The sequence below is a fragment of the Plantibacter sp. AC185 genome (assembly GCF_979258065.1).
In genome coordinates this window covers 1,642,182-1,669,019 of sequence record NZ_OZ409831.1, presented here as the reverse complement: position 1 = coordinate 1,669,019, position 26,838 = coordinate 1,642,182, and the positions used below count along the sequence as shown (strand labels likewise).

Below are 26,838 nucleotides of genomic sequence, written 5' to 3'. Positions count from 1 at the left end.
ACCACTATCAATTAGCTGCATGTATTGCAATTCGCTTATGAATGAGATGTACTGATGACGCGTCGCCGCCCGTCGCGACACCCGATCCATTCCCCCGAAAGGCAATCATGAGCACGACTGACATCCACGCCGAGCACTCCGTCACCGAGCACGAGCACGGAACGGACTGCGGCCACGAAGCCGTCCAGCACGACGACCACACCGACTACGTGCACGGCACGCACCACCACGCTCTGCACGACGGTCACTACGACGAGCACGAGAGCGTCGCCGAGCACACCGTCGCCGACCACGAGCACGGTGCGGCGTGCGGTCACGACGCCGTCGACCACGACGGTCACGTCGACTACGTTCACGACGGCCACCAGCACGCGGCGCACGGCGAGCACTACGACGAGCACTGATCGCTCGTCGTCGTACGACGCACGAGGGGGCCGGCTCTCGAGTCGGCCCCCTCGTGCTGTTGGTGGGCTGGCGTTCGGTCAGTCATCCGTCAGTCGTTGTTCCTGGATGGCCGTTACGCTCGCTGCATGGAACCGGACTGGATCGAACACCGGCGCTCGGAGGATCGGGAGCGACTGGGGTGGATGAAGCCTGTCGGTGAGGGGTTCGTCGTCATCGATCTCCTGGGCCGTCAGCGAACCGATGCGCTGGACTGGTTCCATGCCGAGGAGGTGCTCGACGAGATCGGCATGGGCTATCTCGCCGACCCGCACGAGCTTCGTCTGGAGGACGGCTCCTGGTTGCGGGTTCGTATCGCCGAGGTCTCGATCGCCGGGATTCGGGTGAAGAAGGATGACTGGGGCGACATGACCGCCACGCAGCTCTACTACGAGGTGTCCTTCCCCGTGACCGAGGACCAGCTGCGACCACTGCCTCGCTGAGCGGCGTGGTGGCCCGCACGCTCCGGGCCACCACGGCCCGATGTCGGGATCGCCGACGGCGGGGCATGGAGCAGCGTTGTCAGTTGCTGATCCGGAGCTCCTGCTGGGCGTATCGCAGGTCATCGGCCTGGGCGAGCATGAACCGGGCGAGGTCGGTGCGAGCGATGCGCAAACGGACCCGGTCGCCGGATCCGCTCGCGGTGCGCACCCTGACCGTTCCCGTTCCGGGCTTGTCGTGAGGCATCGTGACGACCACGGTCGTCCAGTCGCGATCAGAGCCGCGAATGGCCTCGCCCACCTCGGTGGACTCGGGCCCCAACCTGAGCAGGCTGTAGCTCGCTCTGCTCAATGCCCGCATCAGCGGGCTGCGGGGGATCAGAATGCTCGGCCCCCAACTGAAGACGAGTCGGCGGACCCCGTGCGTGCGCATCGCGGCCACGATGTTGCGCGTTCCGGCTGCGACGGGCATGTCCTTGGACCCGCCGACGATCTGTGGAGTCAGGGTGGCCAGGACGGCGTCGGCACCGCGGACGACGTCCTCAACGGCGACCGCGTCGGTCAGCTCGCCCTGCACGACCCGTAGTCGGTCGTGGCGCAGGTCGAGCTTCGCCGGATTGCGGATGAACGCCACCACGTCATGCCCGGCGGCGAGTGCCTGTTCGACCAGGTGGATACCGGTGCGCCCGGTGGCGCCGAAGATGATCAGCTTCATGACGTCTCCCTTGCGAAGCCTGCGGGTCAGCCGTTGTAGGCGACGTAGTGCAGCTCGGCCTGCTGACGCTCGTCGTGCAACTGCGCCAGGGCCTCCGCGATGACCTCGGGCTCGGCGTCGGGGTGGCCGCCTCCGATGAGTGCGGTGATGCCCAGGTGTGCGACGTAGACGCCCTTCGGTTGCAGTGCGTTGTGCAGGTTGAGGGCCCAGTTGCGAAGTCCCGCTGCGGCGATGTTCACGTTGCCGAGGAAGGGCATGGGGCTGATGGATCCGCCGCCGGTCGTGATGAGGACGGTCCCCTTGCCTGCTGCGATCATGTCCGGCAGCACTGCCCCGACGGCGGCGAGCGCGCCCCCGAGATAGAAGTCGATCTGTGGTTGCAGGTTCTCCGTCGTCACCTCGAGGACGTCGACGGGCGTGAGGGACGGGTCTGCGGGCGAGAACTCGAGCACGTCGATCGGGCCGAGCGTGTCCGTGATCGAACGCAGGGCGGCGGTGACGGTGTCCGGTTGGCTCACATCGGCAGCGAACCCGTGAGCGGTGATGCCTTCGCCCGCGAGGGTCTGGGCGAGCGAGTCGAGCTTGGACTGCGTTCGTGCGACCAGCGCGACGTCGAAGCCCCTGCGTCCGAAGGCGCGGGCGATCTCGAGGCCGAGGCCTGGGCCGGCTCCGATGATGGTGATGAGCGGCATGATGTGTCCTTTCGAATCCCACGGGTTCGTGGGGCGTTGCGTCGTTGAGCTAAGTTGAGGGTGTCCTCAAACAAGCTCGAGCATAACTTGAGACCACCCTCAATATCCATAGGAGCCGGCATGACCGCGGAACGGAGTCTGCGTCGCGATGCTCAGTCGAACGTCGAGAAACTGCACGCGGCGGCGCTGGCGGTGTTCTCGGATCGAGGTCTGTCCGCTCCGTTGGAGGACATCGCGAAAGCAGCCGGGGTGAGCATCGGCACGCTCTACAACCGAGTGGGGTCGCGCGATCAGTTGATCGATGCCGTCATCCCCGCGGTCGTGGGGGAGAAGCTCCTTGCGGTCAAAGAATGGACCATGGCGGAGCCGACTCCGCGAGCGCGGCTGGAGAGGTTCGTCACCTGCATGATCGACCTGCAGCTCAGCGATCCGGCCCTCAACGACGCGATGCTCCGGCGGTTCCCCGACGCAACGGCGCTCATCAACGCCTGCGATCGGTCAACGGCCTTGGGGGCGGAACTCATCGAGGATGCGCACGCCGCCGGTGTCCTCTCCCAGGACTTCACGACCGAAGACCTCATGGCGGTGTTGTGGATGGCGGGCACGGCGAGTCACGACCCGAGAGCGCCTTCCGGATGGCGACGACTCGTCGAGCGTGGTGTCGCTGCCGCCTGGATCGAGTAGATCCGGCGGCTGACGGTCGCCGTCACCAGCGCGACGTTCACGGGTCCGTGCGGCTGCAGCTGGGCGCCGGGGTGGCGGCCTCAGCTCTCGACCTCCGCCTGCGGGCGCTCGTGGACCTCGTCATCGTTGTGCTGACCTGATGACGACTTTGATTAATTAGTCATGAAAGTTCTTGACCTCTGAAGGAAGACAGGGGAGCCTGTTGGGACCGCCGCTTCAACGAGGAAGCGCGGGGAGGAGACGATGATGAAATCACATGTTCGTGCCGGACGACTGGCGCTCGCCACCGCGCTCGTGCTCGGCTTGGCAGGAGCGGCGGTCGGGCAACCGGCACCCGCTGAGGCGTTCCCGGCCAAGACGAAAGCGTCGGTGATCCAGTACCTCCGTTCGATCACCGGCTCGAACGTCGTGTCGGGCCAGCACAACAAGGAGCCCGCGAGTGCGCCGGGCCAGTACACCCAGCAAGTGAAGGACATCACCGGTCAGTATCCCGGTCTCTGGGGCGGTGACCTGATGTTCCGAGCGCAGGACGCGGCCAACCGTCAGCGAGTGATCGATCAGGCGAAGACCGAGTGGGCGAACGGTTCGCTCGTCGCGTTGACGTGGCATGCATGCTCACCGACCGGCCCCTCGACCTGTGAGTTCGACGGCGGTGTCAAGACGCAGATCACCAACGCGCAGTTCACGCAGATCGTCACGGGCGGCACCGCTCTCAACACCACCTGGCGGCAGCGGATGGCCGAGGTCGTCCCATATCTGCGGCAGCTCAAGGACGCCGGAGTCCCGGTCCTCTTCCGGCCCTTCCATGAGATGAACGAGACCTGGAACTGGTGGGGCGGCCGATCGGGAGCGAACGGCGGGGCGAAGATCTTCCAGCAGATGCGTGACTACTTCGACTCACAGGGGCTCGACAACCTCATCTGGGTGTGGAACGTGCAGGACAACCCGGCGGGAGGGTGGGCGAACTACTACCCGGGGAACTCCTACGTCGACGTGGTCTCACTCGACGTCTGGTACAAGAACTATCCGAGCGCGGCCGACTACCAGCAGATGCAGACGATCGCCGGTACGAAGCCGATCGCGATCGCGGAGTTGGGGAAGGCGCCGGATGCGAACCTCCTGCAGTCGCAGACGCGTTGGTCGTACTTCATGATCTGGTCGGAGCAACTGCGTGGCAACAACTCCAATGCCGAGATCCAGAACGCGTACTTCCATCCGCGGGTGTTCAATCAGGGTGAAGTGGTCCTGCCGTAGGCGGGATGCCGTGACCTCGTCGGTCCGCGCCCGCGACGATGGCGCGGCCGTCGGGGCGACCTCCTGAACGAGCTGGGAGGCTGGGCCGTCGTCGAACCGGCGACTCAGCGTGTGAGCGCCGGCCCGTGTCCCGGGGCGATCGTGCCTTGTAGGACCAGCGACGCGGCGCCGATCGCTGCCGCGTCGCGCGGGTTGGCGGAGAGCTCGACCACGATCGGGTGGGCCCGCCGGGCGAAGAACCGCTGCTCGAGACGTTCGCGGATCGCACGGGCGTAGAGCGAACCGGCCACCGCCATGCCAGGGCCGGCGAGGACGAGCCGATCGAGGTCGAGCAGGTTCGCGAGTGTCACCGTGGCCGCGGCGACCCGGTCGGCCGAGTTCTGGATCAGGTCGAGCGCCACGTCATGGCCGCTGACGGCGGCTCGGGCGAGCTGGTCGAAGTCGCGGCTGAGCGTCTCCGGTGCGAAGCCGAGCCCGAGTCCGTCGAGGCGATCCCGCGAGGCCTCAGCCGCCGCCATCACGGCTGCCGGTGCCGCGTAGCGCTCCAGGCATCCGCGGTTGCCGCAGTGGCAGGGGACGCCGTCGACCTCGATGCTGATGTGACCCAGCTCACCGGCGTTGGAGCTCGAACCACGATAGAGCGCACCGCCCAGCACCATTCCTGCGCCGATCCCGGTGCCCATGTAGACGCATGCGAAGGACTCCGTGCGCGACACCTGGCGACTCCAGAACTCACCGACCGCGGCGGCGGCGGCGTCGTTGTCGACGACCACCGGAACGTCGAGGCTCTCCTGCAACGCCTGCTGCAGGGGGAAGTCGTCCCAGCGTACGAGCGTGGGCGGACCGAGGAGGACACCGCCGAGTTGGGCGATCGGGCCGGGGGCGACGACGGCGACGCCCGCGATCGACGGGGCCGCGAGCCCGACGCCGGCGACGAAGTCGCGGTAGAGCGTGACGAGTCGGTCGGTCACCTGCTCCGGCGTGGCCGAGCCTGCGCCGTCGACGAGCTGTCGGCCGACGACGCCGCCGCGGACGTCGGTGGCGACGAGCGTGATCGACTCGAATCCGAGCTGGATCCCGACGGCGTACTTGGCGCTCGCGTTGATCTCGAGGAGGGTCCGCGGCTTGCCGCCGCGGGGCGCGGCCCGACCGGTCTCGCGGACGAGTCCGTCCTCGATGAGGCGGCGGACGATGTTGGAGATCGACGGCTGGGTCAGACCCGTCGCCTCGGTGAGCTCGGTGCGGCTGATGGTGCCGGCCGAGCGGATGAGGTCGACGATGAGCGCCTGGCTGCCGGGACCCGACTGCACGGACTCACGTCTGGCCAACTGTCCCTCCCGGCGATCTTCGAGCGCGTAGTGTGAGGGCCACACGACCACTCCTCACGAAAGGCCGCGTCCCGATGGGTCTCGATGCCGAACAGACTATCGCGCAGCCCCGGCCGATCGGCCTCACGCTGTTCCGGGCCTCGGAGATCTACGGCGCGGAGCCGTTCTACCACGAGCTCATCGCCGGCATCGATCGCGTCGTCCGCCCGCACGGCCTGTCCGTGTTGCTCCGCGTGCTGCCGACGCGGGAGGAGGAGCTGCTGCAGCTCGGGCGCTGGCAGCAGGACGGAACGGTGAGCGCCGTCATCCTCGTGGACCTCATCGACGACGACGAGCGGGTGGCCTTCGTCGAGCGGTCCGCGATCCCGGCGATCGTGATCGGCGCTCCGACGACGGCTCAGGGGCTCCCGGCGGTCTGGACCAACGACGCGGTCACGATGCACGAGGCCGTCGACCACCTCGTCTCGCTCGGGCACCGGCGTCTCGCGCACGTCACGGGTCCGCGCGAGCTCACCCACACGCTGTCCCGGATGGAGGCGTTCACCCTCGCCTCCGACCTGCCCGACGTGGACACGGTCTCGATCGGCGGCGATTACTCGCGGACGTCCGGCTACCAGGCCATGCAGACGCTGCTCGCCCGAGAGCCCAGACCGACGGCGGTCGTCTTCGACAGCGACGTGATGGCGCTCGGCGGGCTGCAGGCGGTGCAGGAGGCCGGGTTGCGGGTGCCCGACGACCTGTCGATCGTGGCGTGGGACGATTCGGCGCAATGCCAGCTGTCGGACCCGCCGATGTCGGCGCTCAGCCACGACGTGCAACGCATCGGCGAGATGGCGGGCGAGGAGCTGCTCGAGCTGTTGGCGGGTCGCCCAGGTGCCACACGGGAAGCGCCGCACGCCGTGGTCATCGAGCGCTCCACCTCGGGTCCCGTCCCCGTCGCCTGAGGCTTCGAAGGTGACCGGAGGGCGGATTTCCTGTGATCGATTTGTTATATAAATTAATAATGTTTACTCTTGACGGGTGCTGGGCGGCAGACGATGCTGGACAGCGAGCGACGAGGCGACCCGGCCCTTCGCCCTCATGAACGAAGGAGTTCCCATGTCCCGGAGACCGATCATCGGCCTCGCCGCAACGGCTGCGGCCGCGGCACTCGTCCTCAGCGGCTGCTCCGGAGGAGCGGCCAACGACGACGGCGACCCGAGCGGCGAGATCACCGTCCTCACGAACCGTACCGACCTCGTCGACACCACCTTCAAGGACTACGCGACCGAGTTCGAGAAGCAGTACCCCGGCACCACCGTCAAGTTCGAGGCTCTGACCGACTACGAGGGCGATGCCAAGATCCGGCTCAACTCGAAGGACTACGGCGACGTGCTCCTCATCCCCTCGTCGAACGTCACCAAGGACCAGTACGCGAACTTCTTCGAGCCGCTCGGCAGCACCGAGGAGCAGTCCAAGACCTACCGCTTCGCGAACGAGGCCTCCTTCGACGGCACGGCCTACGGCGTCTCGACCTTCGGTTCCGCCATGGGCTACGTCTTCAACCGCGACGTGTGGACCAAGGCCGGGATCACCGAGCCGCCCGCCACCGAGGAGGAGTACCTCGCCGCACTCGAGAAGGTCAAGGCGAACGGCTCGATCCCGTACTACACGAACTACAAGGACGGCTGGCCGCTCGCGACGCTCGAGGGCAACCTCGGAGCCGTGCAGGGCCCGAAGGTCCGCACCGAGATGATCGCGACCGACAGCCCCTGGACCGAGGGCAACGACCAGTACAACATCGACGGTCTCCTCTTCGACACCGTCGCCGCCGGCCTGAGCGAGCCGGACCCCACCACCACCAACTGGGAGGAGTCGAAGAACCTCCTCGCCTCCGGTGAGATCAGCTCGATGGTGCTCGGCTCCTGGGCCGTCTCGCAGATGCAGGACGCCGCCGAGAAGGCCGGCGAGTCCCGCGACGTGATCGGCTTCTGGCCGATGCCGTGGAAGACCGACGAGGGGTTCACCTCCGTCACCGCCTCCGACAAGTTCCTGGCGGTCAGCAAGTACTCGAAGAACAAGGCGACCGCGAAAGCCTGGATCGACTGGTTCACGAACGAGTCCGGATTCGCCGCGAGCCAGGGTGCCATCAGCCCCGTCATCAGCGACCCGGCGCCCGACACGCTGGCCGACTTCTCCGATCTCGGCGTCACCTACCTGGAGCTCGCTCCGGACCCGGTGGGCAAGGAGGCCGTGATCAACGACATCGCCAACGCCGCCGAGATCGACCTCTTCGGCAACACCTACCGCCAGAAGCTCATCGACATCGCCCGCGGCGCAGCCGACGGCGACAAGGAGAGCGCCTTCGCCGACCTCAACGAGCGCTGGGCGGCCGCCCGCGCGGACGTCGCCGAGTAGCACCCATCCGATCGACACCCGGGCCCGTCCCCACGGCGGGCCCGGGTGTCCTCCACCCCGCGCAGCGAAGAAGGCAACCAGCATGGTCACAGTCCAGGGAGCGTCACCCGCCACCCGAGCGGTGGTGACGAACCATCCACGCCCGCCGCGCACCCTGCGCCCGGGCAGACCCCCGAAGGCCACCGGGTCGCGTGTCACCCCCTGGCTCTTCCTCGTGGTGCCGCTCGCCTTCCTGATCGTGCTCACCTACGTGCCGGTCGCGAACATGTTCTGGTACAGCCTCACCTCGTGGGACGGACTCGAACCCGAGCAGGAGTTCGTCGGCATCGACAACTTCGTGCAGATCTTCACGAAGCCGGAGATCTTCCAGGTCTTCTTCGTGAGCCTGTACTACCTCGTCGGGGCCGTCGCCCAGCTCGTCCTGGCGCTGTACCTCGCCACGCTGTTGAGCTTCCGCACCCGCTTCAAGAACCTCTTCAAGGGCGTCATCTTCTTCCCCTACCTCATCAACGGGGTCGCGATCGGGCTGGTCTTCCTCTACTTCCTCCGCCCAGGCGGCACCCTCGACGCCCTCCTCGCGGCGGTCGGCGTGCAGGACACCCCGCAGTGGCTCGGCGACCCCTCGTTCGTGAACGCCTCCCTCGCCGCCACGTCCGTCTGGCGGTACATGGGCCTCAACTTCGTCCTGTTCCTCGGTGCGATCCAGTCGGTCCCGTCCGAGCAGTACGAGGCCGCGGACCTCGACGGCGCCAACTCGTGGCACAAGTTCCGCTTCATCATCCTGCCGAGCATCCGGCGCATCCTCGGCCTCTCGTTCATCCTGGCCATCGCCGGAGCACTGTCCGCCTTCGAGATGCCGTACGTCATGACCGGCGGTGCCAACGGCTCCGAGACCTTCGTGATCCAGACGGTGAACACGGCCTTCAAGTTCTCGAAGGTGGGTTTGGCGTCCGCGATGGCCGTCGTCCTGCTGCTGATCGTCCTGATCATCACCTTCGTCCAACGCCGGGTCTTCCCCGACGAGAAGGGAGGCGAATCGTGACCGCCACCGCCGACCGACCGGTCTCCGCTGCCACACCCGAGCCCCGACGCGCACTGCGACGGACGCGGCGCGGGCCGAAGCGCCCACAGGGTGCCGCCGCCCTCACCGCGACGACGATCAAGTACGCCTCGCTCATCATCGCGAGCCTCTTCGCGGTGGTCCCCCTGGCCACGATCTTCATGCTCGCGTTCAAGACCGACCGCGAACAGCGGACGACCGGTCCCCTCACCCCGCCGTCGAACTGGTTCAACTTCGACAACTTCGTCGTCGCCTTCGACCAGGGCGGCATGGTCACCGGCTTCCTCAACACCGCGATCATCCTGCTCGTGTCCGTCGCCGGGACCATCCTGATCGGCACCATGTCGGCCTACGCACTCGACCGGTTCCGCTTCCGCGGACGGAAGCTCGTCATGGGCCTGTTCCTCCTGGCGACGCTCGTGCCGTCGGTCACGACCCAGGTGGCCACGTTCCAGGTGGTGTCCGCACTCGAGCTGTTCAACACCCGTGGCGCCGCGATCCTGCTCTTCATGGGGACCGACATCGTCGCGATCTACATCTTCCTGCAGTTCATGCAGTCGATTCCCGTCTCCCTCGACGAGGCCGCGATGCTCGACGGCGCGAACCGCTTCACGATCTACTGGCGCATCATCCTCCCGCTACTGAAGCCCGCTGTCGCGACGGTGGTCATCATCAAGGGCATCGCCATCTACAACGAGTTCTACATCCCCTTCCTGTACATGCCGTCGCAGGACCTGGGGGTGATCTCCACCTCGCTGTTCCGGTTCATGGGACCGTTCGGCGCCCAGTGGCAGATCATCGCGGCCGGGACGATCCTCGTGATCATCCCGACGCTCGTCGCCTTCCTCTTCCTGCAGCGATACATCTACAACGGCCTGACCTCTGGAGCAACCAAGTGAGCATCATCGACACCGCCACCGTCCGTCCCCTGACCACCCGCCTCGTGCACGAGGGGTGGAGTCTGCGTGCGGTCGGTGGCGCGATCCCCGAGGCATTCGTCGGGACGAGCGTGCCCGCGACGGTGCCCGGCCTCGTGCACACGGACCTCCTCGACGCCGGGCTCATCCCCGACCCCTTCCTCGACCGCAACGAGCACCTCGTGACGTGGATCGGATCGACGGACTGGGAGTACCGCACCACCTTCACGTGGGAGCCGGACGGCCACGAGCGGCACGACCTCGTGTTCGAGGGACTCGACACCGTGGCGACGGTGACCGTGAACGGCTCGGTCGTCGCGACCACGCGGAACCAGCACCGCACCTACCGCATCGACGTCGGTGCCGTCCTGCGCGAGGGTGAGAACGAGCTGGTCGTGCACTTCGCCTCGCCCGTCGCGGCTGCCGACCTGGCCAGCCTCGAGATCGGCTACCGCCCCCACACCTACTCCCACCCGTTCAACGCCATCCGCAAGGCCGCCTGCAACTTCGGCTGGGACTGGGGACTCGACGCCGCCTCGTCGGGACTCTGGAAGCCCGTGAGTCTGCAGTCATGGTCGACGGCCCGGCTCGCCTCGGTGCGTCCGGTCGTGACCGTCGACGGCGGCGAGGGCCGGGTGGCCGTGCACGTCGACGTGGAACGCGCCGGCGACGGTGACGCGCCCCTCGCGCTCACAGCGACGGTCGCCGACGCGAGCACTGATGTCGTCCTCGCGGCCGGTGCCGACACCGCGGTGGTCGAGCTCACCGTCGCGGATGCCGAACTGTGGTGGCCTCGCGGGTACGGCGAGCAGCCGCTGTACGACCTCGACGTCGTGCTCGGACAGGACGAGGCACGCCTCGGCGAGTGGTCGAGGCGTATCGGGTTCCGGACCGTCGCGGTCGAACTCGAACCCGACGCGGAGGGCACCTCGTTCCGCTTCGTCGTGAACGGCGAGGCCATCTGGGTGCGAGGCGCCAACTGGATCCCCGACGACGCCTTCGTCACCCGCGTGGATCGCGCACGGCTCGCGCGCCGGATGGACCAGGCCGAGTTCGCGAACCTCAACCTGCTCCGTATCTGGGGCGGCGGCTACTACGAGTCCGACGACTTCTACGAGCTCTGCGACGAGCGCGGGATCATGGTCTGGCAGGACTTCCTCTTCGCCTGCGCGGCCTATGCCGAGGAGGAGCCGCTGTGGAGCGAGGTCGAGGCTGAGGCACGCGACAACATCACGCGCATCATGCCACACGCGAGCCTCGTGCTGTGGAACGGCAACAACGAGAACATCTGGGGCTTCGAGGAGTGGGGCTGGGAGAAGCGCGTCCAGGGCCGTACCTGGGGCATGGGCTACTACCTCGACCTGCTGCCGCGGCTCGTCGCCGAGCTCGACCCGGCCGGCAACTACACCGCGGGCAGCCCCTGGTCGGGAACGCCGGACATCCCGGCCAACGACCCGGACCACGGATCCGTGCACCTCTGGGAGCTGTGGAACCGCGTCGACTACCCCGCCTACCGCGACGTCTCGCCGCGCTTCGTGGCCGAGTTCGGTTGGCAGGGTCCGGCGACGTGGTCGACGATCGATCGAGCCATCTCGGACTCCCCGCTCACGCCGGAGTCGCCCGGCATGATCCACCACCAGAAGGCGACGGACGGGAACGACAAACTGACCGACGGACTCGTCGCGCACCTGCCGCTGCCGGACGACACCGAGGACTGGCACTGGGCGATGTCGCTCAACCAGGCCAACGCCGTGACCGTCGCGATCGAGCACTTCCGGTCGTGGAGCCCACGCTGCATGGGGTCGATCGTCTGGCAGCTGAACGACTGCTGGCCAGTCACGTCCTGGGCGGCCGTCGACGGCGACGAGCGCGCGAAGCCGCTGCTCTACGCCTTGCGACACGTCTACGCCGACCGGCTCGTGACCGTGCAGCCGCGAGGGGAGTCCCTCGTGGTCGCCGTGCTCAACGACGGCCCGGACGCCTGGGCGGACGACCTCGTCATCCGGCGCCTCCGGTTCGACGGGACCGAACTCGCCTCGGTGCGCGTCCCGGTCGACCTGGACCGACGCTCCTCGACGCTCGTCGAGATCCCCGAAGCGGTCGCGGTCGCGGGCTCGGCACCCGATGAAGTGCTCGTCGCCACAGTCGGGGCGGAACGCGGCTTCTGGTCCTTCGCCGAGGCACGTGATTCGACGATCCCCGCCCCTCGGTTCAGCGCCGAGGTCGCCCGCCAGGAGGACGGTTACGCCGTGACCATCACGGCCGAGTCGTTCCTTCGCGACCTCACGCTGCTCGTCGACAAGCTGGACCCGGCCGCCGTCGTCGACGACCAGCTCGTGACCCTCCTGCCGGAAGAGCGCGTGACGTTCCACGTGCGGACCGAGGTGGAACTCGGCGAGGACGAGCTCCTGTCGACCCGGGTCGTGCGCACCGCGAACCAGCTGGTCGAGGACTGGGCACGGTGACCCTGGCGGACATGACCGCGGAGAGGGATCCGTCGGGGTCGGTCGCGCTCGCGGTCGACCTCGGCGGCACCAAAGTGGAGGCCGCGCTCGTCACGGCCGAGGGCGTCGTGGTCGACGGCAGCGCGCATCGGGCGCCGACGGGGCCCGATGCAGGGCGCCGTGCACTGGAAGACGCCGTCGACCGAGTGGTCCTCGCCTCGATCGCGCGCCTGCCAGACGGTTCCGCGCTCGTCGGCGTCGGCATCGGTTCGGCGGGTCCCGTCGACCTCGGCCGCGGCACCGTGAGCCCGAAGAACCTCCCGCGACTGCACGGCTTCGACCTCCGGACACACGTCGCGCGGCTGTTACCGGACGCCCCGGTGGTGGTCCGTCTCGACGGGACCTGCATCGCGCTCGCGGAGCACTGGCTCGGAGCGACCCGCGGCACCGAGAACTCGATGGCGATGATCGTCTCGACCGGTGTCGGCGGCGGGATCATCCTGCACGGGCGGTTGATCGCCGGCCGGAGCGGCAACGCCGGCCACATCGGTCAGGTGCAGATCGCCTCGCGCGTACCTGGAGAGTCCGCCGACGACGCGACGCTCGAGCGCATCGCCTCCGGACCACGGAGCGTCGCCTGGGCGCGGGCCCACGGCTGGGACGGCCGCACCGGCGAGGAGCTCGCCGTCGACGCCTCGGCGGGGGATCCCGTCGCGCGGTCCGCCGTCGTCCGTTCGGCCACCGCGGTCGGACAGGCGATCGCGAGTGCCGCGACCCTGCTCGACCTGGAGGCGGTCGCCGTCGGCGGCGGGTTCACCGCCGTCAGCACCGACTATCTCGACCTCGTCCGTGCCGCGGTGCAGGACGCCATCGTCCTCGACTACGCGGCCGGCGTCGTCGTGACCGGTTCCGCTCTCGACGGCGCGGGTCCGATCCTCGGCGCCGCAGCACTCATCCACCGACCGGAGGCACTCGGCCTCCCACCGCTCGACCCGATGCACCATCCCAGACGAAGGAGCCTGGCACGATGAATCGCACCCCCGACCCCCGCCCATCGCACCGCGACACGAGCGGCCGCCTCGCCGCCGGCATGCTCGCGGCGGCCGTCACCGCCGCACTGCTCCCGGCGCTCGCGGCGCCGGCAGCTGCCGCCCCGGCCGACTGGACCTCGCTCAACACCTCGTTCGTCGAGCGTGACGGCTCCCGCCTCGTGCTCGACGGCGAAACCTTCCGCTTCAGCGGTCCGAACATCTACTGGCTCGGTCTGGACGAGAACGTGGGCGGGGTCGACTACCCGACTGCGTTCCGCATCGCTGACACCCTCGATGCGGCGGCCAGGATGGGTTCGACCGTCGTGCGGACGCACATGATGACCTCGACGGGCCAGGACGGTGCGAACCCCCTGGCGATCATGCCGGCCCTCGGGCAGATGAACGACGAGGCGTTCGCGACGATCGACTTCGCCGTCGCGTACGCCGGCAAGCTCGGCATCCGGCTGGTGCTCCCGCTCACCGACGAGTGGGAGTACTACCACGGCGGGCATCGCGACTTCACGACCCCGTACGGGCTGACGTCGGCCGACTTCTACACCGACGAGCGGCCGATCGCCGCGTACCAGGCCTACGTCGACGCGATCCTGCAGCGGACGAACGCGCTCACCGGCGTCCGGTACACCGAGGACCCGACGATCATGGCGTGGGAGCTCGGGAACGAGTTGGAGGGGATGACCGCGCCGTGGATCGACCGGCAGGTCGCGTTCATCAAGGAACGCGCCCCGCAGCAGCTCGTCGCGGCCGGTCGTCGATTCGACATCGACCCGGACACGCTCTCGGCGCCGGGGCTCGACATCGTCGATGTGCACTACTACCCGCCCACCGCCGCACGCGTGTCCGCGGACGCGGCCACGGTCACCGCCGCGGGCAAGGTCTACCTGGCCGGCGAGTACGCCTCCACTGCTGCGAGCCCGGCGTTGCTCGAACCGCTCGTCGCCGACCCGAACGTGACCGGCATGCTGTTCTGGTCGCTGTTCGGCAACAGCGACCGTGGTGGGCTCGTCCCGCACGACGACGGGTTCACGATCCATGCACCCGGTGCGACCGATGCCGAGCGCGCCCGGGTCTCGGCGATCACCGCCTATGCCGCTGCGATCGGTGCCGTGCCGGCTGCTCCCGCCGTCGGGACACCGCTCATCACAGCGGTCGACCGCGCGGACGGCATCAACACCGTCCGATGGCGCGGGGCCGGCGGCGCGGTCTCGTACCGGCTCGAACGCTCGCTCGACGGGATCTCGTGGACCGCGGTCGACACCGGCGCGCTCCGGGCCGATGCCGGGTCCGCGACGGACTTCGCCTCGCCGACGGGAGCGGTCTACCGCGTCGTCGCGATCGACGGGGCCGGGGCCGACGCGGCGCTGTCGGACCCGGTCATGACCGAGACCGACACCCGCGTGCTCGTCGACCCGCTCGAGTCCTGGCTGCTCACCGAGGCGCACGACGGTGCGACGATCGTTCCACGCGCAGATGGGACGAGCGTGGTCGCCGCCTCCGATGGAGCCAGCGTCACCTGGAAACAGGACCGACTCTCGGCGGCGTCGTTCATCGTCTCCGGATCGGTCGTGGTCGAGTCCAGCGCTGACGGTTCAGCCTGGGTGACCGCCGCGGCCGAGGTCGGACCCGGCGGCACGGTGATCGCTCGCGATCTGGCGGGGCCGTACCTCCGGGTGACCCTCGCCGCCGACGCGACCGTGTCGCGGGCCACCATCTGGTCGGTGGTGGACGCTCCGAGCGGGCCGCCGGCGGCGTTCGCATCCGTCTCACCGGCGCCCGGCACCGTCGATGTGACCGCGACGCCGACCTTCACCTGGGAGTCGGCGGCCGGTGCGGCCTACTACCGCTTCACGCTCGCCGCGCAGGCCGACCTCGGAAACCCGGTCGTCGTCGTCGACGGTGTCGGAACCCCCTCGGTCACCCCGACGGTCTCCCTCACGCCGGGACAGCGGTACTGGTGGTCGGTCACCGCGGTCAACGGAGCCGGGACGACCGCCTCGAGCGCGGGAGCGGCGGACTTCCTCATGAAGGCGCTGCCGAGCGAACCGCTCGTCGTCGAGGACTTCGAGTCGTACGCCGATGACGCCGCCTTGCAGGCCGCCTACGTGCGGAACACCGGGGGCGGCGCCGTGACACCGACGCTCACGCCGAACCCCGACACCGGCACGAACGCGATGTCGGCCGCGTACGACCTCGCCGGTCCCGGCTATGCCGGCGTCGTCCGCACCTTCCAGACACCGCAGGACTGGTGGGGCTACACCGGGCTCCAGCTCTGGGTGCAGGGGACACCGGGCGACGATGTCACCGTCCAGTTCGTGACGAGTGGGACGTACTGGGAGACGGTCGCGCCCATCGAGGGCGAGGGTTGGCAGCTGATCGAGATCCCGTTCTCGGCCTTCGCCCCACCGGCCTGGGCCGGCGAGGCGGCGTTCGACCCGACCTCCGTCACCCAGATCGGGTTCTACCTCGGTGGTGAAGGAGCCGGCACCCTGCTGGTCGACGACGTCGTCACGACGGTCGCGGCGGTGGAGCCGGAACCGGGCACGGGACAGCCGGGCACGGGACAGCCGGGTGGGTCTGACGGCGCTGACCCGGTGGCGCCGACGGACGACCTCGCCCGCACCGGCCTGGACGCCACGCCCTGGATCGTCGGCGCGTTCGCGCTGCTCGCGATGGGTGGTCTGCTGCTGGTCCGCGGTCGACGGCGGGCTCTCTGATGGCGCTGCACCGCATCACCAGCGACCCCAAGCGGTACGCCTGGGGGTCGACGACGGCCATCCCGGAGCTGCTGGGGGTACCCGCTGACGGTTCGCCCCAGGCGGAGCTCTGGCTCGGGGCACACCCTGGCAGCGTGACCGAGTTCGTCGAGCCGGGTCACGGTCGTCCCGACAGCCTCAACGACTGGATCGCGTCGGACCCCGACGCGGCTCTCGGTGGGCGCTCCAGGATGCCGTTCCTGGTGAAGCTGTTGGCCGCCGCGAGGCCGCTCTCCCTCCAGGTCCACCCCACGCCCGACCGGGCCAGGGCGGGGTTCGCGGACGAGGACCGCCGCGGCGTGTCACTGGACGCACCGCATCGGAACTACAAGGACGCCTGGCACAAGCCGGAGATCATCGTCTCCCTGCAGGACGGCTTCCGCGCCCTCTGCGGATTCCGGGCGGTCGAGGAATCGCGCGCATTCCTCATGCACCTGTCCGCCTACGTCGAGGGGCCGGACCGGATGGTGCTCGAGGCGTTCGAGGCGGAGCTCCGTGACGCCGGTCTGGAACCGACGGTGCGAGCGGTGCTCGAACGACGGACGCCCGGCGTGGTCGCCGCCCTGGTGACGGCCGCCGGTGTCGGCACCGGCAGCGGAGCGGTCCCGGACGCCGACCGTCGATCGCGCTGGTCGGCCGAGCGCGAGCTCATCCTGCAGCTCGCCGAAGAGTACCCGGGGGACCCCGGCATCGTCGTCGCGGCGCTCCTCAACCTCGTGACGTTGCGGGAGGGTGAGGCGTTGTTCCTGCCCGCGGGGAACATCCACGCCTACCTCTCCGGCTTCGGGGTCGAGGTCATGGCCTCGAGTGACAATGTGCTCCGCGGCGGACTGACGCCGAAACACGTCGACGTTCCGGAGCTTCTCGCGGTTCTCGATTTCGAACCATCGCCGGTCCCGTTCGTCGAGCCGACCGTGCGAACCGGCGGTGGGGTCATGTACCCGGTGCCGGTCGACGACTTCCGGCTCGTCCGGATCGGTCCCGGGACGGCGACCGACCTTGCTCGCGGCCAGGCGGCGGTGATCCTCGTGACCGGCGGTACGGCGCGGGTGGAACAGGGTGCGGAGACCGTCGTGCTCGAGCGCGGGACAGCGGTGTTCGTCTCTCCGGGGCCGGAGCCGGTGACGGTGTCCACGGACGGTCGGGTCTTCGTCGCCACCGGCTGACCGGCCAACACTGTCGGTGGCTGCTGTCCGCCACATGGAGGCGTGAATCCGTGCGCGGAGGTTCCGTCGTGACCACAGGCGTGCGCTGCTCGATCCGCTTCGCGTCGGATGACTCTTGACGTCGTCGAGCATCCTCGCCATCATTCGAGTGCGATCGACGGCAACGAGCCGCCGGCAACCTCGAGAGAGACGGCCCCGATGTCCACCATGATCTTCGTCAACCTGGCCGTCAGCGACCTGCGCCGGTCACGGGTGTTCTTCGAGGCACTCGGGTACTCGATCAACGAGGGGTTCAGCGACGAGAACGCGATCAGCGTGGTCATCAGCGACACAATCACGGCGATGCTGCTCACGCGGGAGTTCTTCGCGGAGTTCACGAGCAAGTCGATCATCGACGCCACGACCTCCACCGAGGTGCAGCTCGCTCTCAGTGCCGAGAGCAAGGGCGACGTCGATTCGATTGTCGAAAAGGCCATCGCGAGCGGGGCTACGCCTGCCGGCGAACAGGACCATGGCTTCATGTACTCGAAGAGCTTCGACGACCTCGACGGCCACCACTGGGACTTCGTCTGGATGGACCCGGAGGCGGCCGCCGGCGGCGCGCCGGAGATGACCGTGGAGGAGATGCGGGCGAACACGACGCACAGCTGAGCGCGGCGATGGACGACTTGACGATTCGTCGGGCCGTCCTGGCGGATGCACCTGCGGTGTTGGCACTGTTCGACGAAGCGATCGCCTGGTTCGTGCGGATCGGCAACACACGGCAGTGGGGTACCGAACCTGCATCTGGGCAGGAGCGCTGGACCACGCGTGCCGAGCAGTGGTGTGCCTCATCCGATGCCTGGGTCGCCGAGCACCCCACGGTCGGCGTCTGCGGAGCGCTCGTGCTGGGGGAGGCGCTCGAGTACGTGCCGGCCGCCACCGAGCCGGAGGTCTACGTCCGCGTATTGATCGGCTCGCGCGATCCTCGCGTGAAGGGCACCGGTCGCCGCTTGCTGGCATTCGCCGAGGAGCGCGCCCAGGCCGCCGGGGTCGGTCGCATGCGGGTCGACTGCTACGCGGGTGGCTCGGGAGATCTCGTCCGCTTCTATGAGGCCGCCGGCTACGAGCGTGACGTGGCATTCACGGTCGGTGACGGGGCTGACGCGTGGCCGGGCCAGGTGTTGTCACGGCGGGTCGATGGAAAGAACGGCCCGTAGCGATCAGGTCGTGAGTGCCGAGGGGCTGAGGAGGCGTGTGACACCTGCCGGGTAGAAGGGGTGATCGGTCTCGCTGATCGACACCCACCGAACAGGACTTCCCTCATCCAGGACGTGCAGTCGGGCGTCGAGCGGGATGGCATCGATCTCGGCGGACTCGACGGCGAAGATGTGGGCGATCTCATGGCCCGGCTCACCTTCGTATTCGAAGATGTTCTCCGCGACGTCGAGGAGCGTCACGCGGCCCAGTGTGACGCCGAGCTCCTCGACGAACTCGCGGCGCAGAGCGGTTTCCGCGGTTTCGCCGAACTCGATGCCGCCCCCAATCGCGCGATGGAAGGCCTCGTTCTTCACGGTGTCCAAGCCGTTCAAGACGAGTACGTGACCGTCTCGGATGGGAAGGCCGACGGAGATGTTCCGAATCGAGGGCATGTCGTCGACTCTAGAGCGACCGCTGACCTGGTGTATGGAGCGGATGACGGGAATCGAACCCGCGCTATCAGCTTGGGAAGCTGAAGTTACCAACTGTCGGCTAACTGGGGCTCACTAGAGCGAACTTCCGCGTGATTCCGGGGGAGGGTGAACCGGGATGAGGCGTGGTGTGCTCGATTTCTTGGTGAGAAAAGGGTGAGCGTTCCTCCGTCGAGAGCACGTGAAGGACAGTAGGGCGTGGGGCCGACGACGGTCACGATCCCGGGTCGTCCCAAGATCCAGCACGAAGGTCGCTCGCCGCAGCCTGCCGCCGCGAATGGCGCAGAATGGGTCTCCTTGGACTTCGCGCCGAATGTCTCGTGTGCGAACCGGTTTCTCGATCCGTGCCCTTGGGTGTCGCGTGGCAGTGGGTGGCGAGGCCGTCGACGACTATCGTCACTCATCCCTTCGGCGGGTCTCCGCGCTGGTCGCACACTGTTCCACCGCGGAGAAGGCACCACCCGCATCACAAAAGGCCGAGCGGCACGTCTGCAGCCTGTAGGCGCTTCCCCGCCTGATCGAGTGAATCGCCGAGGGCAGCTTCGTTTCTCGATTCCTTCGGTCACCTGCTCATTCCCCATCTCGGACGAGACTGGAAATCTTGAAAGGACCAACCATGACCCACGCAGCGCAGAAGCGCCCGACCCGCCGAGCAGCTTCCCCCCGCGCCGACTATCCGGGCAAGAAGCTCGGTCTCGTCGGTCTCATCCTCGCAATCCTTATGCCGGTCGTCGGCTTCATCCTCAGCATCGTCGCCCAGAACCAGTCGTTGGCTGCCGGCTACCGGAATCAGCTGGCGACATTAGGTGTCATCATCAGTGCGGTGATCCTCGCGCTCGGCGTCCTCGTATCGCTCCTGTACGTCGGCGTGCTCGGTTCGCTCGGCGCCAGCAGCGGCGACTGATCGCTGCTCTGCGGCAGCTGCAGCATCGACGAAGCGCCGGTCTCGTCCTCGCCGTCGGGACGGGGATGACGGCCGGCACGCGCGGCACCGCTGTGATGTACTCCGCAACGCTTGGTGTTCGCGTCATAGTCGCTGCTGATGGCCGTCTGCGTGCCTGAAGGATTCGCTTCCCAGTGCCTGCCCACGGCCACAGCGACATGGTGCACAAATGATCATCTCCGAGCAGCAGAGATCGTGGTTTCCCCCGGTCATCGAGGGACAACGTGTGGTCGTCACGACGCGAGAGATCGGGCGGAACAACGTCATCGTCGGAGTCGTGACGAGGTCCGGCCGTCAACTCCGCGTGGGGACCGTCCTGCTCTGGGATGACGACGGTGGCCCGAATCTGCTCGCGCGTGTGATTGCCAGCGAACCGAACTGATCGGCGCCGCACAGCTCGAAGCGTTCGACCACTGACGGGCGTTTCGATCATCCGCGTACGGACGAACGAATGGATCCGGTGTCGAATCGACGCCGAACAGAGTCTCGTGCCATCTGCGTCATGAACGCCCCGCAGTCCCGTCTGTGGCTGTGAACGCAACAGCGCCCGTTCGGGCGGGCGTTGTCGTTCTCGGATCCGAGCGCCCATGCTCGGTCCCAGTGCCGGCCGGCACGGTGGGTGGTGATGGTTCGGGCCAACACCACCCACCCGTAGGCCGACGTGCAATGGCAAAGGCTCATCAGCATTGCTTGCGACCAGCGTCTGCACCAGTAGCTCTCCCACGACCGATCTGGTCAACCACGGTTTGGCGTCACGAAACGAGGGCACGTGCGTCCGCTGGAATGAGGAGACCGATGTCTCCCGACCAATAGAGGTGGAGAGAACATGAAACAATCGCATGCTCATTCGAGCGTTTTCCGAAGACGTGCCCGGACCGCCTTGGCGTTGGGCATCTCACTGTCGATCGCCGTCGCAGCCCTGGCGGGCGTGGGTGCGGTGATCGCAGCTCCCGCACACGCTGCATCCGGAGACCCGTTTGACCCAGCCGTGCCGACGGTTTTCGTCGCCCAGGGGACGCCCACCCAGCTCTACAAGGCCGAGACGTCCGGCGAGGGCGGCTACACCTTCGCCGCAGAGGGCATCGCTGCGCCAGTGCGGCACAGCGCCCTCGGTTTCAACCCCGCGGACAACTACCTGTACGCCATGGTCGATCAACGAGACACGGCGGAGTTGCCGTTCGGATCACTGGTCCGCATCGGCCAGGACGGAAGCATGCAGCGCGTTGGGACACGTGTGTACAGCCACACCGGCGGAGGGAACCGCTGGTCGTCTGGCGCGTTCAATCCCGACGACGGCTTGTATTACGTCGCAGACGCCGGGACGGTCGCCGTGAACAATCGATCGGTGCTCGCGATCGATGTGAGCACAGGTGCTGAAGTGCGACGCCTCGAGCTCACAGAACCACTCCGAGCTCAAGACTTCACGATCAGCGATGGCTTCGCCTGGGGCGTCGGCCCGAACGGAGCGATGCGTCGACTCAACCTGTCGAACGGGCGCATCCGCACGTTCGTCGGTGTCCTACCGGCGACCCCCAGCGGTTACGGAGCAGCCTGGACGTTCGGCAACGGGAACTTCGGATTCTCGGACAACGACACCGGCCGCGTGTATCAGGTCAGCGTCACCGAACCGACTGCAGCCGACCCGACGTTCGACCTCATCTCGAGTGTGGCGGGCCCTTCGTCGGATTTCAGCGACGGTGCCGCAATCCCTGGACTGCCGACCGATCTTACAATCGCCAAGGACGGCCCTGCGGCCGTCATCTCGGGAAACCGGATCGAATACACGCTGACGGTGACCAACAACGGACCAGGGGTATCCAGCGGCTGGACCGTCTTGGATGTGCTCACGTCCTCGCTGACCAACCCCTCGGTGACCGGCGACGTCAGCTCGGCGATTGAAGGCTCCGAGGTGGTCGTCTCCGGCGGGAGACTCGATCAGGGGCAGTCGATGACGTTCCAAATCTCCGCAGACGCGACCGGAAGTGACGGCGAACTCGTCGTCAACACTGCTGACGTCGTCGGCGATCAGGAAGATCCGGTCCAAGCGAACAACAGCGCGACCTCGGAAGCGGTGATCTCCAACCGATCGTTCACACTCGAGCAGTCGGCCGACGTTTCCTCGACGCTTGCCGGCGATACGGTCACCTACACGGTGAAGGTCACCAATACCGGGCAGGCCGACTACACCGCCGACGCACCAGCCTCGTTCGAGGATGACCTCGCGGGCGTTCTCGACGATGCGACCTCCGTCGGAGACGCTTCTCCCGGGGTGAGCATCACCGGGAAGAAGCTCAACTGGGCTGGCGCGCTGCCGGCAGGCACGTCTGTCGCGGTGTCCTACTCCGTCACGGTGAACGATCCGATCACCGGCGACCGGTCACTGGTCACCACCGTCGTACCCACCGGGGTCAACGGGAGCTGCGTCACTCCAGAGCGTTGCTCGACCAGCATCCCGGTCGGCTCCTATGACGTGTCCCAGACAGCAGACGTCGCGAACGCACTTCCCGGAGACCGGGTCCGCTACACGGTCACCGTCACCAACACGGGTTCGGTCGGATATTCGGCGCAGAAGCCGGCGAGTTTCACGAGCGACCTCGCCGGTGTCCTCGATGACGCCGTCTACGACGACGACGCCACGAATGGTGCCTCAGTCAGCGAGTCCACGCTCACCTGGTCCGGCCCGCTCGCTGTCGACGAGACGAAGACGATCACGTACACGGTGACGATCGGCGCTGCCGGCGCAGGCGACTTGCTCCTGCGCAACACGGCGGTGGCCTCGGGGCCGGGCGGGCGGTGCAGTGAAGCGTGCGAGACGCTGACGCCGATTGGATCGTTCCGCGTCTCCAAGACGAGCGACCACGAGACCGCGGTCCCCGGAGATGTCGTGTCGTACCGGATCTCGGTGACCAACATCGGCCAGGTGGCATACACGGCTGACCGTCCGGCGTCGTTCACTGACGACCTGAGCCCTGCCCTGGCCCTCGGTTCGTACAACCGCGACGTCACACAGGGGGCCGTGTACAGGAACGGAGTTCTGTCCTGGTCGGGCGCGCTCGATGTTGGAGAGAGCGTCACCGTCACGTACTCCTTCACGGTCGCGGATGTGGGCGAGGTGACGAACGTCGTCGTCACTCCGGACGGCGCCGGAGCCAACTGTCCGACCGGTGCAGGCGATGACGCGTGCACCGCCACCACGGTCATCCTTCCGCCCGGCTTGGCGAACACCGGTTCAACACTGGCGATCGGCGGCGGCATCGCGGCGGCGGCGCTGCTCCTGATCGGGATCCTCCTGATCGCGCGTCGTCGGACCCGCACGGTGAGCGCAAACGTCTGAGGCTGCCGTGTGCGCGAAGGTGCCGTCGGTGGATTCACCGACGGCACCTTTGCGCTGCGTGTGCGTGAGGCGCGCGGCTGGAGCGCCGCGTCACGGTCCCGTCGGACACGTGGGGCCACGGCCCCGTGTGTCCGACGGGGGTACTACCGGGTGCGCCGGCGGCGGTTTCGGAGCATCAGCCCGATGCCGCCGAGGAGCAGCAGGCACGCCCCGAAGGCGACGCTGAGGAGCTGGGCAGCCTCCACCCCGGTCTTGGCCAGTGGTCCCGCATCCTCGGCCGTGGGCGGCAGCACAGGACCGTCCGTCGCCGAGAAACACGCCGCGCTGCTCGCGCCGAGGACGTCCACGGTGACCGCGTCCGGGTCGAGAGCAGAGACTCCGTCCGGAGCGATGTACTGCGCTCCGACGAGGTACGCGCCGGCACGCTGTTGCGCAAGGAAATCACGCACGGACGCTCCGGTCGCGAACGACTGGGAGCCGACGACGTAGGTGATCCCGGTGTCATCCACGGGGATGGGGGTGACGTCGTCGGACGCAGTCCCCGTGTCCGCGGCTCGAGCGTCGAACGTCACCGGTTCTGGTTCTGCATGAGTCGGTGTGTACACGGTTGAACCGGTCGTGTAGCCAGGCAGTGTTGCGGAACACAGCTTGCCACCCCCGGTGAGCGTGAGCGTCGGCTGCGTGACGGAATACGGTGTGATGCCCTCTCGCGACAGGGGTTCACCCGTATTCATCTGCTCGAGGTGGAAGGACAAGGTGCCCTCACCCGGTGTGGCAGAGCGGACGGATGTCGTCACCGTTCCAGTGATGCCGACCGGAACCGACTCTCCCCAGGTCTCGATGATGGGACGGAGACACGCGTCGAAGTTCGCCACCGACCTGTCGGCACAGGTGGGGGAGTCTTCGAGCAGCGCGTTCATGGCCGCGAGCTGAAGCCGGTAGTCGGCGGCCACCTCCGGGCTTGTAGCCCCGAATGAGAACTGGAACACGGCGTAGGTGTCGGCGTCTGAACCATCGAGAGGCCAATCACCGTCGTACGTCAGAACCGGAACCGGATAGCTCACGCACGGTTTCTCGACGGTGTACACCAGCTTCATATCAGACCGCCCGACCCCGACTCGGTCATGCACGGTGTAGGACCCGTCGAGTGGCGCGTCGGAGTCGTTCCTGGTCGAGTACACGACGCTGACGGCGTCTCGGTCGGCGACACACTGTGCCGGGGGAGCCGTGTAGCGGTTGGTGACCGTGACGGTGGCCGCGGTCTCAGACCCGATCGTTACCTGGCCGTCCTGGTCGCCGTCGGAATCGTTGAACGTGGCGGTGAAGTTCGCACGCTCCGCCTCGCTGACGCTGCAGGTCGCTCCGGCGGGGATGCCGGTGATGTTCCGGCTTCCGCCTGCCAGCAGGTCGAATGTCTGATCGGATTCGGCCAGCGCGACTGCGCTGTCCGCGACGCGGCAGCTCAAGCCGAAGGTGAACTCGGTCGCTGGCGATGCCGGGTCCCCGGTGACCGTTTTCGTGACGGTGAGCGAGCCCGGTTCAGGTGCCGGATAGGTGTTCGTGACGACGATCGTCGACTCGGTCTGGGAACGGACCAGAACGGTGCCATCGCTCTCGGCGCCCGGTGAATCGATGTCGGAGTCCAGGTAGCTCGTGGTGAAGGCACCCGCACTGAGTTCTGCAGCCGTGCAGCTCGCGCCAGCCGGAGCGCTGATCGATCGATGTGCTCCGCTCGTCAAGGTGAACGTCTGATCGGCGGTCGGGAGTACCACCGGTTGTCCGTCGACGGTGCAGGTGAGGGTGAATGCGTAATTCGTGTCCGCGGTGGGCGCGGTACCGCCGTCGACGACGGTCTTCGATACGACGACGGTGCCGGGCTCCGTTTCTGGACGGTCACAGACGGGATCTGAGACCGTGGTGACGGAGGTGTCCCCGTTACCTGCTTCGTTCCAAGCGGAGACACGGAACTGGTAGGCGACGTTCGGATTCAGACCGGCGACGGTCTCGTTCCACGTGGTCGCGGTCGCGGTCGGCACGACGGCCCAGGTTGTGCCGTCATCCGCTGATCGCTCGATGACATAGTCTCGGACGGGCGTCTGGGCGTCTGCGGTCACCCCTTCGGTGACGCCAGCCCAGTTCACCTCCACGCTGGTCCGATCGATCGCGCCAGTTGGAACTCGGTCACCATCGACTGCGCAGGCGTAGCTCGCACGCACAGCCGTCACCGGGTCAGGCGTTCGGGCGAGGATCTGGACTCGCGTGCTCGCGGTGCCCTCGGCCACGGTCACGTACAGGAATCCGCGGGCATCGAACGCGATGCCGCGCACCGTCTGCGAAAGCTGTCCGTTGGCGCTTCCTGAGCCGAAGGCCGAGAAACGGCCCAGGTATGTGCCATCCGCGGCGAACGTATAGAGCTGGCCGTTCTCCATCGCGACGAACAACTCGCCCGTCTTCGGGTCGACAGCCAGCGCGAAGCCGTTGGTGTTGTTCGGGAGGGCACCGACACCGATGGTCTGGACGAGTGCGCCGGTCGAAGCGTCGATGCGCTCGACCATCTGGCCTCGTCCTGAACCGGCAGCGGTGTAGTTCACCAGGATGTCACCGGTGATGGGGTCGACTGCGAGCCCGTTGGGGTTGCGGAATCCGGCATCGCCCGCGTAGGCGGTGTTCGCCGGTCGGTCCAGGAGGATGTTCCGCACCCATGTGCCGTCAGGTTGGAACTCTTGGAGCAGGTCCGCGGTCGTGGATGAGATGAGGACGTTCCCGGTCGTGAGCTTGGCGACTCCGACGGGGTACAGGAGGCGGCCGGGTTCATAGCGTTGCGCCCACGTCGCCGACCCACCGAATGAGGCGCCCTCGGATTCGTCGGCCGCGATCAGCCTGATGTTCTTGCCCGCGTTGGATGCGATCGCACTCCCGATGAAGGTGTCCGAGTCGGCGATCCACGCTGTCCCGTCATCGGCTATCGCGAGACCTCTGACGCCGCCGAACTCACCGTTCGTCATGCCCGGCTCGGTCCCGGACAGGACGGTCGCGTCCGCCAGCGACTCGTAGTTCGCGCCGATGCCACCATTCGCCCCGGCAGGCGGGGCCGCATAGGTCCCGTTTCCGGCGTACTGGCCGACGGCCCAATCCGTGCCCACGGCCGAGTAGTGCATGACGCGGGACTCTCCGACGTAACAGACGCCACCGAAGAGCGTCCCACCGGCGAACCCGCAGATCAGCGAGCTGCTGGTGTAGATGGCTTTCGCCGAGTCGGTGACCCAAACGCTGCCGTCCAGGGGACTGACGGCGAGTCCGTAGGAGTACACGGCGCCGGCGTTGCGGGTCTTGATGTCGCCGACATATCCCCAGAGACCCGAGCCGCCAGCCTTCCCTTGCGTGGCCGCCGCCGAAGTCGTCCCTGCCGGGGTCGTCCTCACAACCGGGTTTCCGACTGTGGCTTGGGCAGGGGTTGCCATTGTGACGGCTGCGCCCGCTGTCAGCAGGGCGCTCATGAGGAACACGCCCAGTTTACGGCGTATTCGTCGCCGTCCAGACGTGCGTGGTGG

General features: G+C 67.5%; 22 protein-coding genes. 17 read left to right on the top strand and 5 right to left on the bottom strand.

Going from position 1 to position 26,838, the window contains the following annotated elements:
* Nucleotides 1-107 precede the first annotated feature (107 nt).
* Nucleotides 108-404: a hypothetical protein gene (locus ACZZZB_RS07895; protein WP_079704758.1), complete on the top strand. Its 297-nt coding sequence runs from the start codon at nt 108-110 to the stop codon at nt 402-404.
* Nucleotides 405-530: 126 nt separating this feature from the next.
* A complete protein-coding gene (locus ACZZZB_RS07890; protein ID WP_463529363.1) occupies nt 531-884 on the top strand; it encodes a hypothetical protein in 354 nt (117 codons plus the stop codon).
* Between the two features lie 79 nt (nt 885-963).
* Here ACZZZB_RS07890 and ACZZZB_RS07885 read toward each other — a convergent pair whose 3' ends face one another.
* Entirely contained in the window at nt 964-1,596 is a 633-nt protein-coding gene (locus ACZZZB_RS07885; RefSeq protein ID WP_274499192.1) for an NAD(P)-dependent oxidoreductase, read from the bottom strand.
* 26 nt (nt 1,597-1,622) lie between these two features.
* Nucleotides 1,623-2,288: an SDR family NAD(P)-dependent oxidoreductase gene (locus tag ACZZZB_RS07880; protein WP_192004314.1), complete on the bottom strand. Its 666-nt coding sequence runs from the start codon at nt 2,286-2,288 to the stop codon at nt 1,623-1,625.
* 120 nt (nt 2,289-2,408) lie between these two features.
* On the opposite strand from ACZZZB_RS07880, the gene ACZZZB_RS07875 reads away from it, so the two are divergent.
* Nucleotides 2,409-2,972: a TetR/AcrR family transcriptional regulator gene (locus ACZZZB_RS07875; protein WP_159877231.1), complete on the top strand. Its 564-nt coding sequence runs from the start codon at nt 2,409-2,411 to the stop codon at nt 2,970-2,972.
* Between the two features lie 246 nt (nt 2,973-3,218).
* Complete coding sequence (locus ACZZZB_RS07870; protein ID WP_206428294.1) at nt 3,219-4,226, top strand: glycosyl hydrolase; 1,008 nt, start codon at nt 3,219-3,221, stop codon at nt 4,224-4,226.
* A gap of 104 nt (nt 4,227-4,330) precedes the next feature.
* Here the strand turns inward: ACZZZB_RS07870 and ACZZZB_RS07865 are convergent, their stop codons facing one another.
* A complete protein-coding gene (locus ACZZZB_RS07865; RefSeq protein ID WP_463529362.1) occupies nt 4,331-5,536 on the bottom strand; it encodes an ROK family transcriptional regulator in 1,206 nt (401 codons plus the stop codon).
* A 92-nt stretch (nt 5,537-5,628) separates the two neighbouring features.
* Between ACZZZB_RS07865 and ACZZZB_RS07860 the strand changes: the two genes are divergently transcribed.
* The 10 genes from ACZZZB_RS07860 (at nt 5,629) to ACZZZB_RS07815 (ending at nt 18,539) form a co-directional block, all read left to right on the top strand.
* Nucleotides 5,629-6,498 carry a LacI family DNA-binding transcriptional regulator gene (locus ACZZZB_RS07860; protein ID WP_086472883.1) on the top strand — a complete coding sequence of 290 codons (870 nt, stop codon included), beginning with the start codon at nt 5,629-5,631 and terminating at the stop codon, nt 6,496-6,498.
* A 154-nt stretch (nt 6,499-6,652) separates the two neighbouring features.
* A complete protein-coding gene (locus ACZZZB_RS07855) occupies nt 6,653-7,951 on the top strand; it encodes an ABC transporter substrate-binding protein (RefSeq protein ID WP_192004317.1) in 1,299 nt (432 codons plus the stop codon).
* An 82-nt stretch (nt 7,952-8,033) separates the two neighbouring features.
* Nucleotides 8,034-8,993, top strand: coding sequence for a carbohydrate ABC transporter permease (locus ACZZZB_RS07850; protein WP_085512119.1), 960 nt, complete (start codon nt 8,034-8,036; stop codon nt 8,991-8,993).
* Nucleotides 8,990-9,910: a carbohydrate ABC transporter permease gene (locus tag ACZZZB_RS07845; RefSeq protein WP_236555343.1), complete on the top strand. Its 921-nt coding sequence runs from the start codon at nt 8,990-8,992 to the stop codon at nt 9,908-9,910. Before ACZZZB_RS07850 ends, ACZZZB_RS07845 begins: the two co-directional genes overlap by 4 nt.
* Nucleotides 9,907-12,393, top strand: a complete 2,487-nt coding sequence (locus ACZZZB_RS07840; protein WP_463529361.1) for a glycoside hydrolase family 2 protein — start codon at nt 9,907-9,909, stop codon at nt 12,391-12,393. The genes ACZZZB_RS07845 and ACZZZB_RS07840 overlap by 4 nt, the downstream gene beginning before the upstream one ends.
* 11 nt (nt 12,394-12,404) lie before the next feature.
* Nucleotides 12,405-13,403, top strand: coding sequence for an ROK family protein (locus tag ACZZZB_RS07835; RefSeq protein ID WP_463529360.1), 999 nt, complete (start codon nt 12,405-12,407; stop codon nt 13,401-13,403).
* Nucleotides 13,400-16,135, top strand: a complete 2,736-nt coding sequence (locus ACZZZB_RS07830) for a CIA30 family protein (RefSeq protein WP_463529359.1) — start codon at nt 13,400-13,402, stop codon at nt 16,133-16,135. Before ACZZZB_RS07835 ends, ACZZZB_RS07830 begins: the two co-directional genes overlap by 4 nt.
* Nucleotides 16,135-17,340, top strand: coding sequence for a mannose-6-phosphate isomerase, class I (gene manA / locus ACZZZB_RS07825; protein ID WP_463529358.1), 1,206 nt, complete (start codon nt 16,135-16,137; stop codon nt 17,338-17,340). The genes ACZZZB_RS07830 and manA overlap by 1 nt, the downstream gene beginning before the upstream one ends.
* Before the next feature lie 198 nt (nt 17,341-17,538).
* Nucleotides 17,539-17,991, top strand: a complete 453-nt coding sequence (locus tag ACZZZB_RS07820; protein ID WP_463529357.1) for a VOC family protein — start codon at nt 17,539-17,541, stop codon at nt 17,989-17,991.
* 17 nt (nt 17,992-18,008) lie between these two features.
* Nucleotides 18,009-18,539: an N-acetyltransferase family protein gene (locus ACZZZB_RS07815; protein WP_463529356.1), complete on the top strand. Its 531-nt coding sequence runs from the start codon at nt 18,009-18,011 to the stop codon at nt 18,537-18,539.
* A gap of 3 nt (nt 18,540-18,542) precedes the next feature.
* Here the strand turns inward: ACZZZB_RS07815 and ACZZZB_RS07810 are convergent, their stop codons facing one another.
* Complete coding sequence (locus ACZZZB_RS07810; protein ID WP_463529355.1) at nt 18,543-18,971, bottom strand: NUDIX hydrolase; 429 nt, start codon at nt 18,969-18,971, stop codon at nt 18,543-18,545.
* A 655-nt stretch (nt 18,972-19,626) separates the two neighbouring features.
* On the opposite strand from ACZZZB_RS07810, the gene ACZZZB_RS07805 reads away from it, so the two are divergent.
* The 3 genes from ACZZZB_RS07805 (at nt 19,627) to ACZZZB_RS07795 (ending at nt 23,287) form a co-directional block, all read left to right on the top strand.
* On the top strand, nt 19,627-19,914 hold the full coding sequence (locus ACZZZB_RS07805) for a hypothetical protein (protein ID WP_463529354.1): 288 nt from the start codon (nt 19,627-19,629) through the stop codon (nt 19,912-19,914).
* 208 nt (nt 19,915-20,122) lie between these two features.
* Nucleotides 20,123-20,335: a hypothetical protein gene (locus tag ACZZZB_RS07800; protein WP_411557629.1), complete on the top strand. Its 213-nt coding sequence runs from the start codon at nt 20,123-20,125 to the stop codon at nt 20,333-20,335.
* Nucleotides 20,336-20,941: 606 nt separating this feature from the next.
* On the top strand, nt 20,942-23,287 hold the full coding sequence (locus tag ACZZZB_RS07795; protein ID WP_463529353.1) for a DUF6923 family protein: 2,346 nt from the start codon (nt 20,942-20,944) through the stop codon (nt 23,285-23,287).
* A 143-nt stretch (nt 23,288-23,430) separates the two neighbouring features.
* Here ACZZZB_RS07795 and ACZZZB_RS07790 read toward each other — a convergent pair whose 3' ends face one another.
* On the bottom strand, nt 23,431-26,709 hold the full coding sequence (locus ACZZZB_RS07790) for a DUF5979 domain-containing protein (protein WP_463529352.1): 3,279 nt from the start codon (nt 26,707-26,709) through the stop codon (nt 23,431-23,433).
* Between the last annotated feature and the right edge of the window lie 129 nt (nt 26,710-26,838).

Bases quoted from the DNA above. Each gene is read 5' to 3' on its own strand.
- ACZZZB_RS07895 (WP_079704758.1), top strand. From the start codon at position 108: ATGAGCACGACTGACATCCACGCCGAGCACTCCGTCACCGAGCACGAG.
- ACZZZB_RS07890 (WP_463529363.1), top strand. From the start codon at position 531: ATGGAACCGGACTGGATCGAACACCGGCGCTCGGAGGATCGGGAGCGA.
- ACZZZB_RS07885 (WP_274499192.1), bottom strand. From the start codon at position 1,596: ATGAAGCTGATCATCTTCGGCGCCACCGGGCGCACCGGTATCCACCTG.
- ACZZZB_RS07880 (WP_192004314.1), bottom strand. From the start codon at position 2,288: ATGCCGCTCATCACCATCATCGGAGCCGGCCCAGGCCTCGGCCTCGAG.
- ACZZZB_RS07875 (WP_159877231.1), top strand. From the start codon at position 2,409: ATGACCGCGGAACGGAGTCTGCGTCGCGATGCTCAGTCGAACGTCGAG.
- ACZZZB_RS07870 (WP_206428294.1), top strand. From the start codon at position 3,219: ATGAAATCACATGTTCGTGCCGGACGACTGGCGCTCGCCACCGCGCTC.
- ACZZZB_RS07860 (WP_086472883.1), top strand. From the start codon at position 5,629: ATGGGTCTCGATGCCGAACAGACTATCGCGCAGCCCCGGCCGATCGGC.
- ACZZZB_RS07855 (WP_192004317.1), top strand. From the start codon at position 6,653: ATGTCCCGGAGACCGATCATCGGCCTCGCCGCAACGGCTGCGGCCGCG.
- ACZZZB_RS07850 (WP_085512119.1), top strand. From the start codon at position 8,034: ATGGTCACAGTCCAGGGAGCGTCACCCGCCACCCGAGCGGTGGTGACG.
- ACZZZB_RS07835 (WP_463529360.1), top strand. From the start codon at position 12,405: ATGACCGCGGAGAGGGATCCGTCGGGGTCGGTCGCGCTCGCGGTCGAC.
- ACZZZB_RS07830 (WP_463529359.1), top strand. From the start codon at position 13,400: ATGAATCGCACCCCCGACCCCCGCCCATCGCACCGCGACACGAGCGGC.
- manA (WP_463529358.1), top strand. From the start codon at position 16,135: ATGGCGCTGCACCGCATCACCAGCGACCCCAAGCGGTACGCCTGGGGG.
- ACZZZB_RS07820 (WP_463529357.1), top strand. From the start codon at position 17,539: ATGTCCACCATGATCTTCGTCAACCTGGCCGTCAGCGACCTGCGCCGG.
- ACZZZB_RS07810 (WP_463529355.1), bottom strand. From the start codon at position 18,971: ATGCCCTCGATTCGGAACATCTCCGTCGGCCTTCCCATCCGAGACGGT.
- ACZZZB_RS07805 (WP_463529354.1), top strand. From the start codon at position 19,627: ATGACCCACGCAGCGCAGAAGCGCCCGACCCGCCGAGCAGCTTCCCCC.
- ACZZZB_RS07800 (WP_411557629.1), top strand. From the start codon at position 20,123: ATGATCATCTCCGAGCAGCAGAGATCGTGGTTTCCCCCGGTCATCGAG.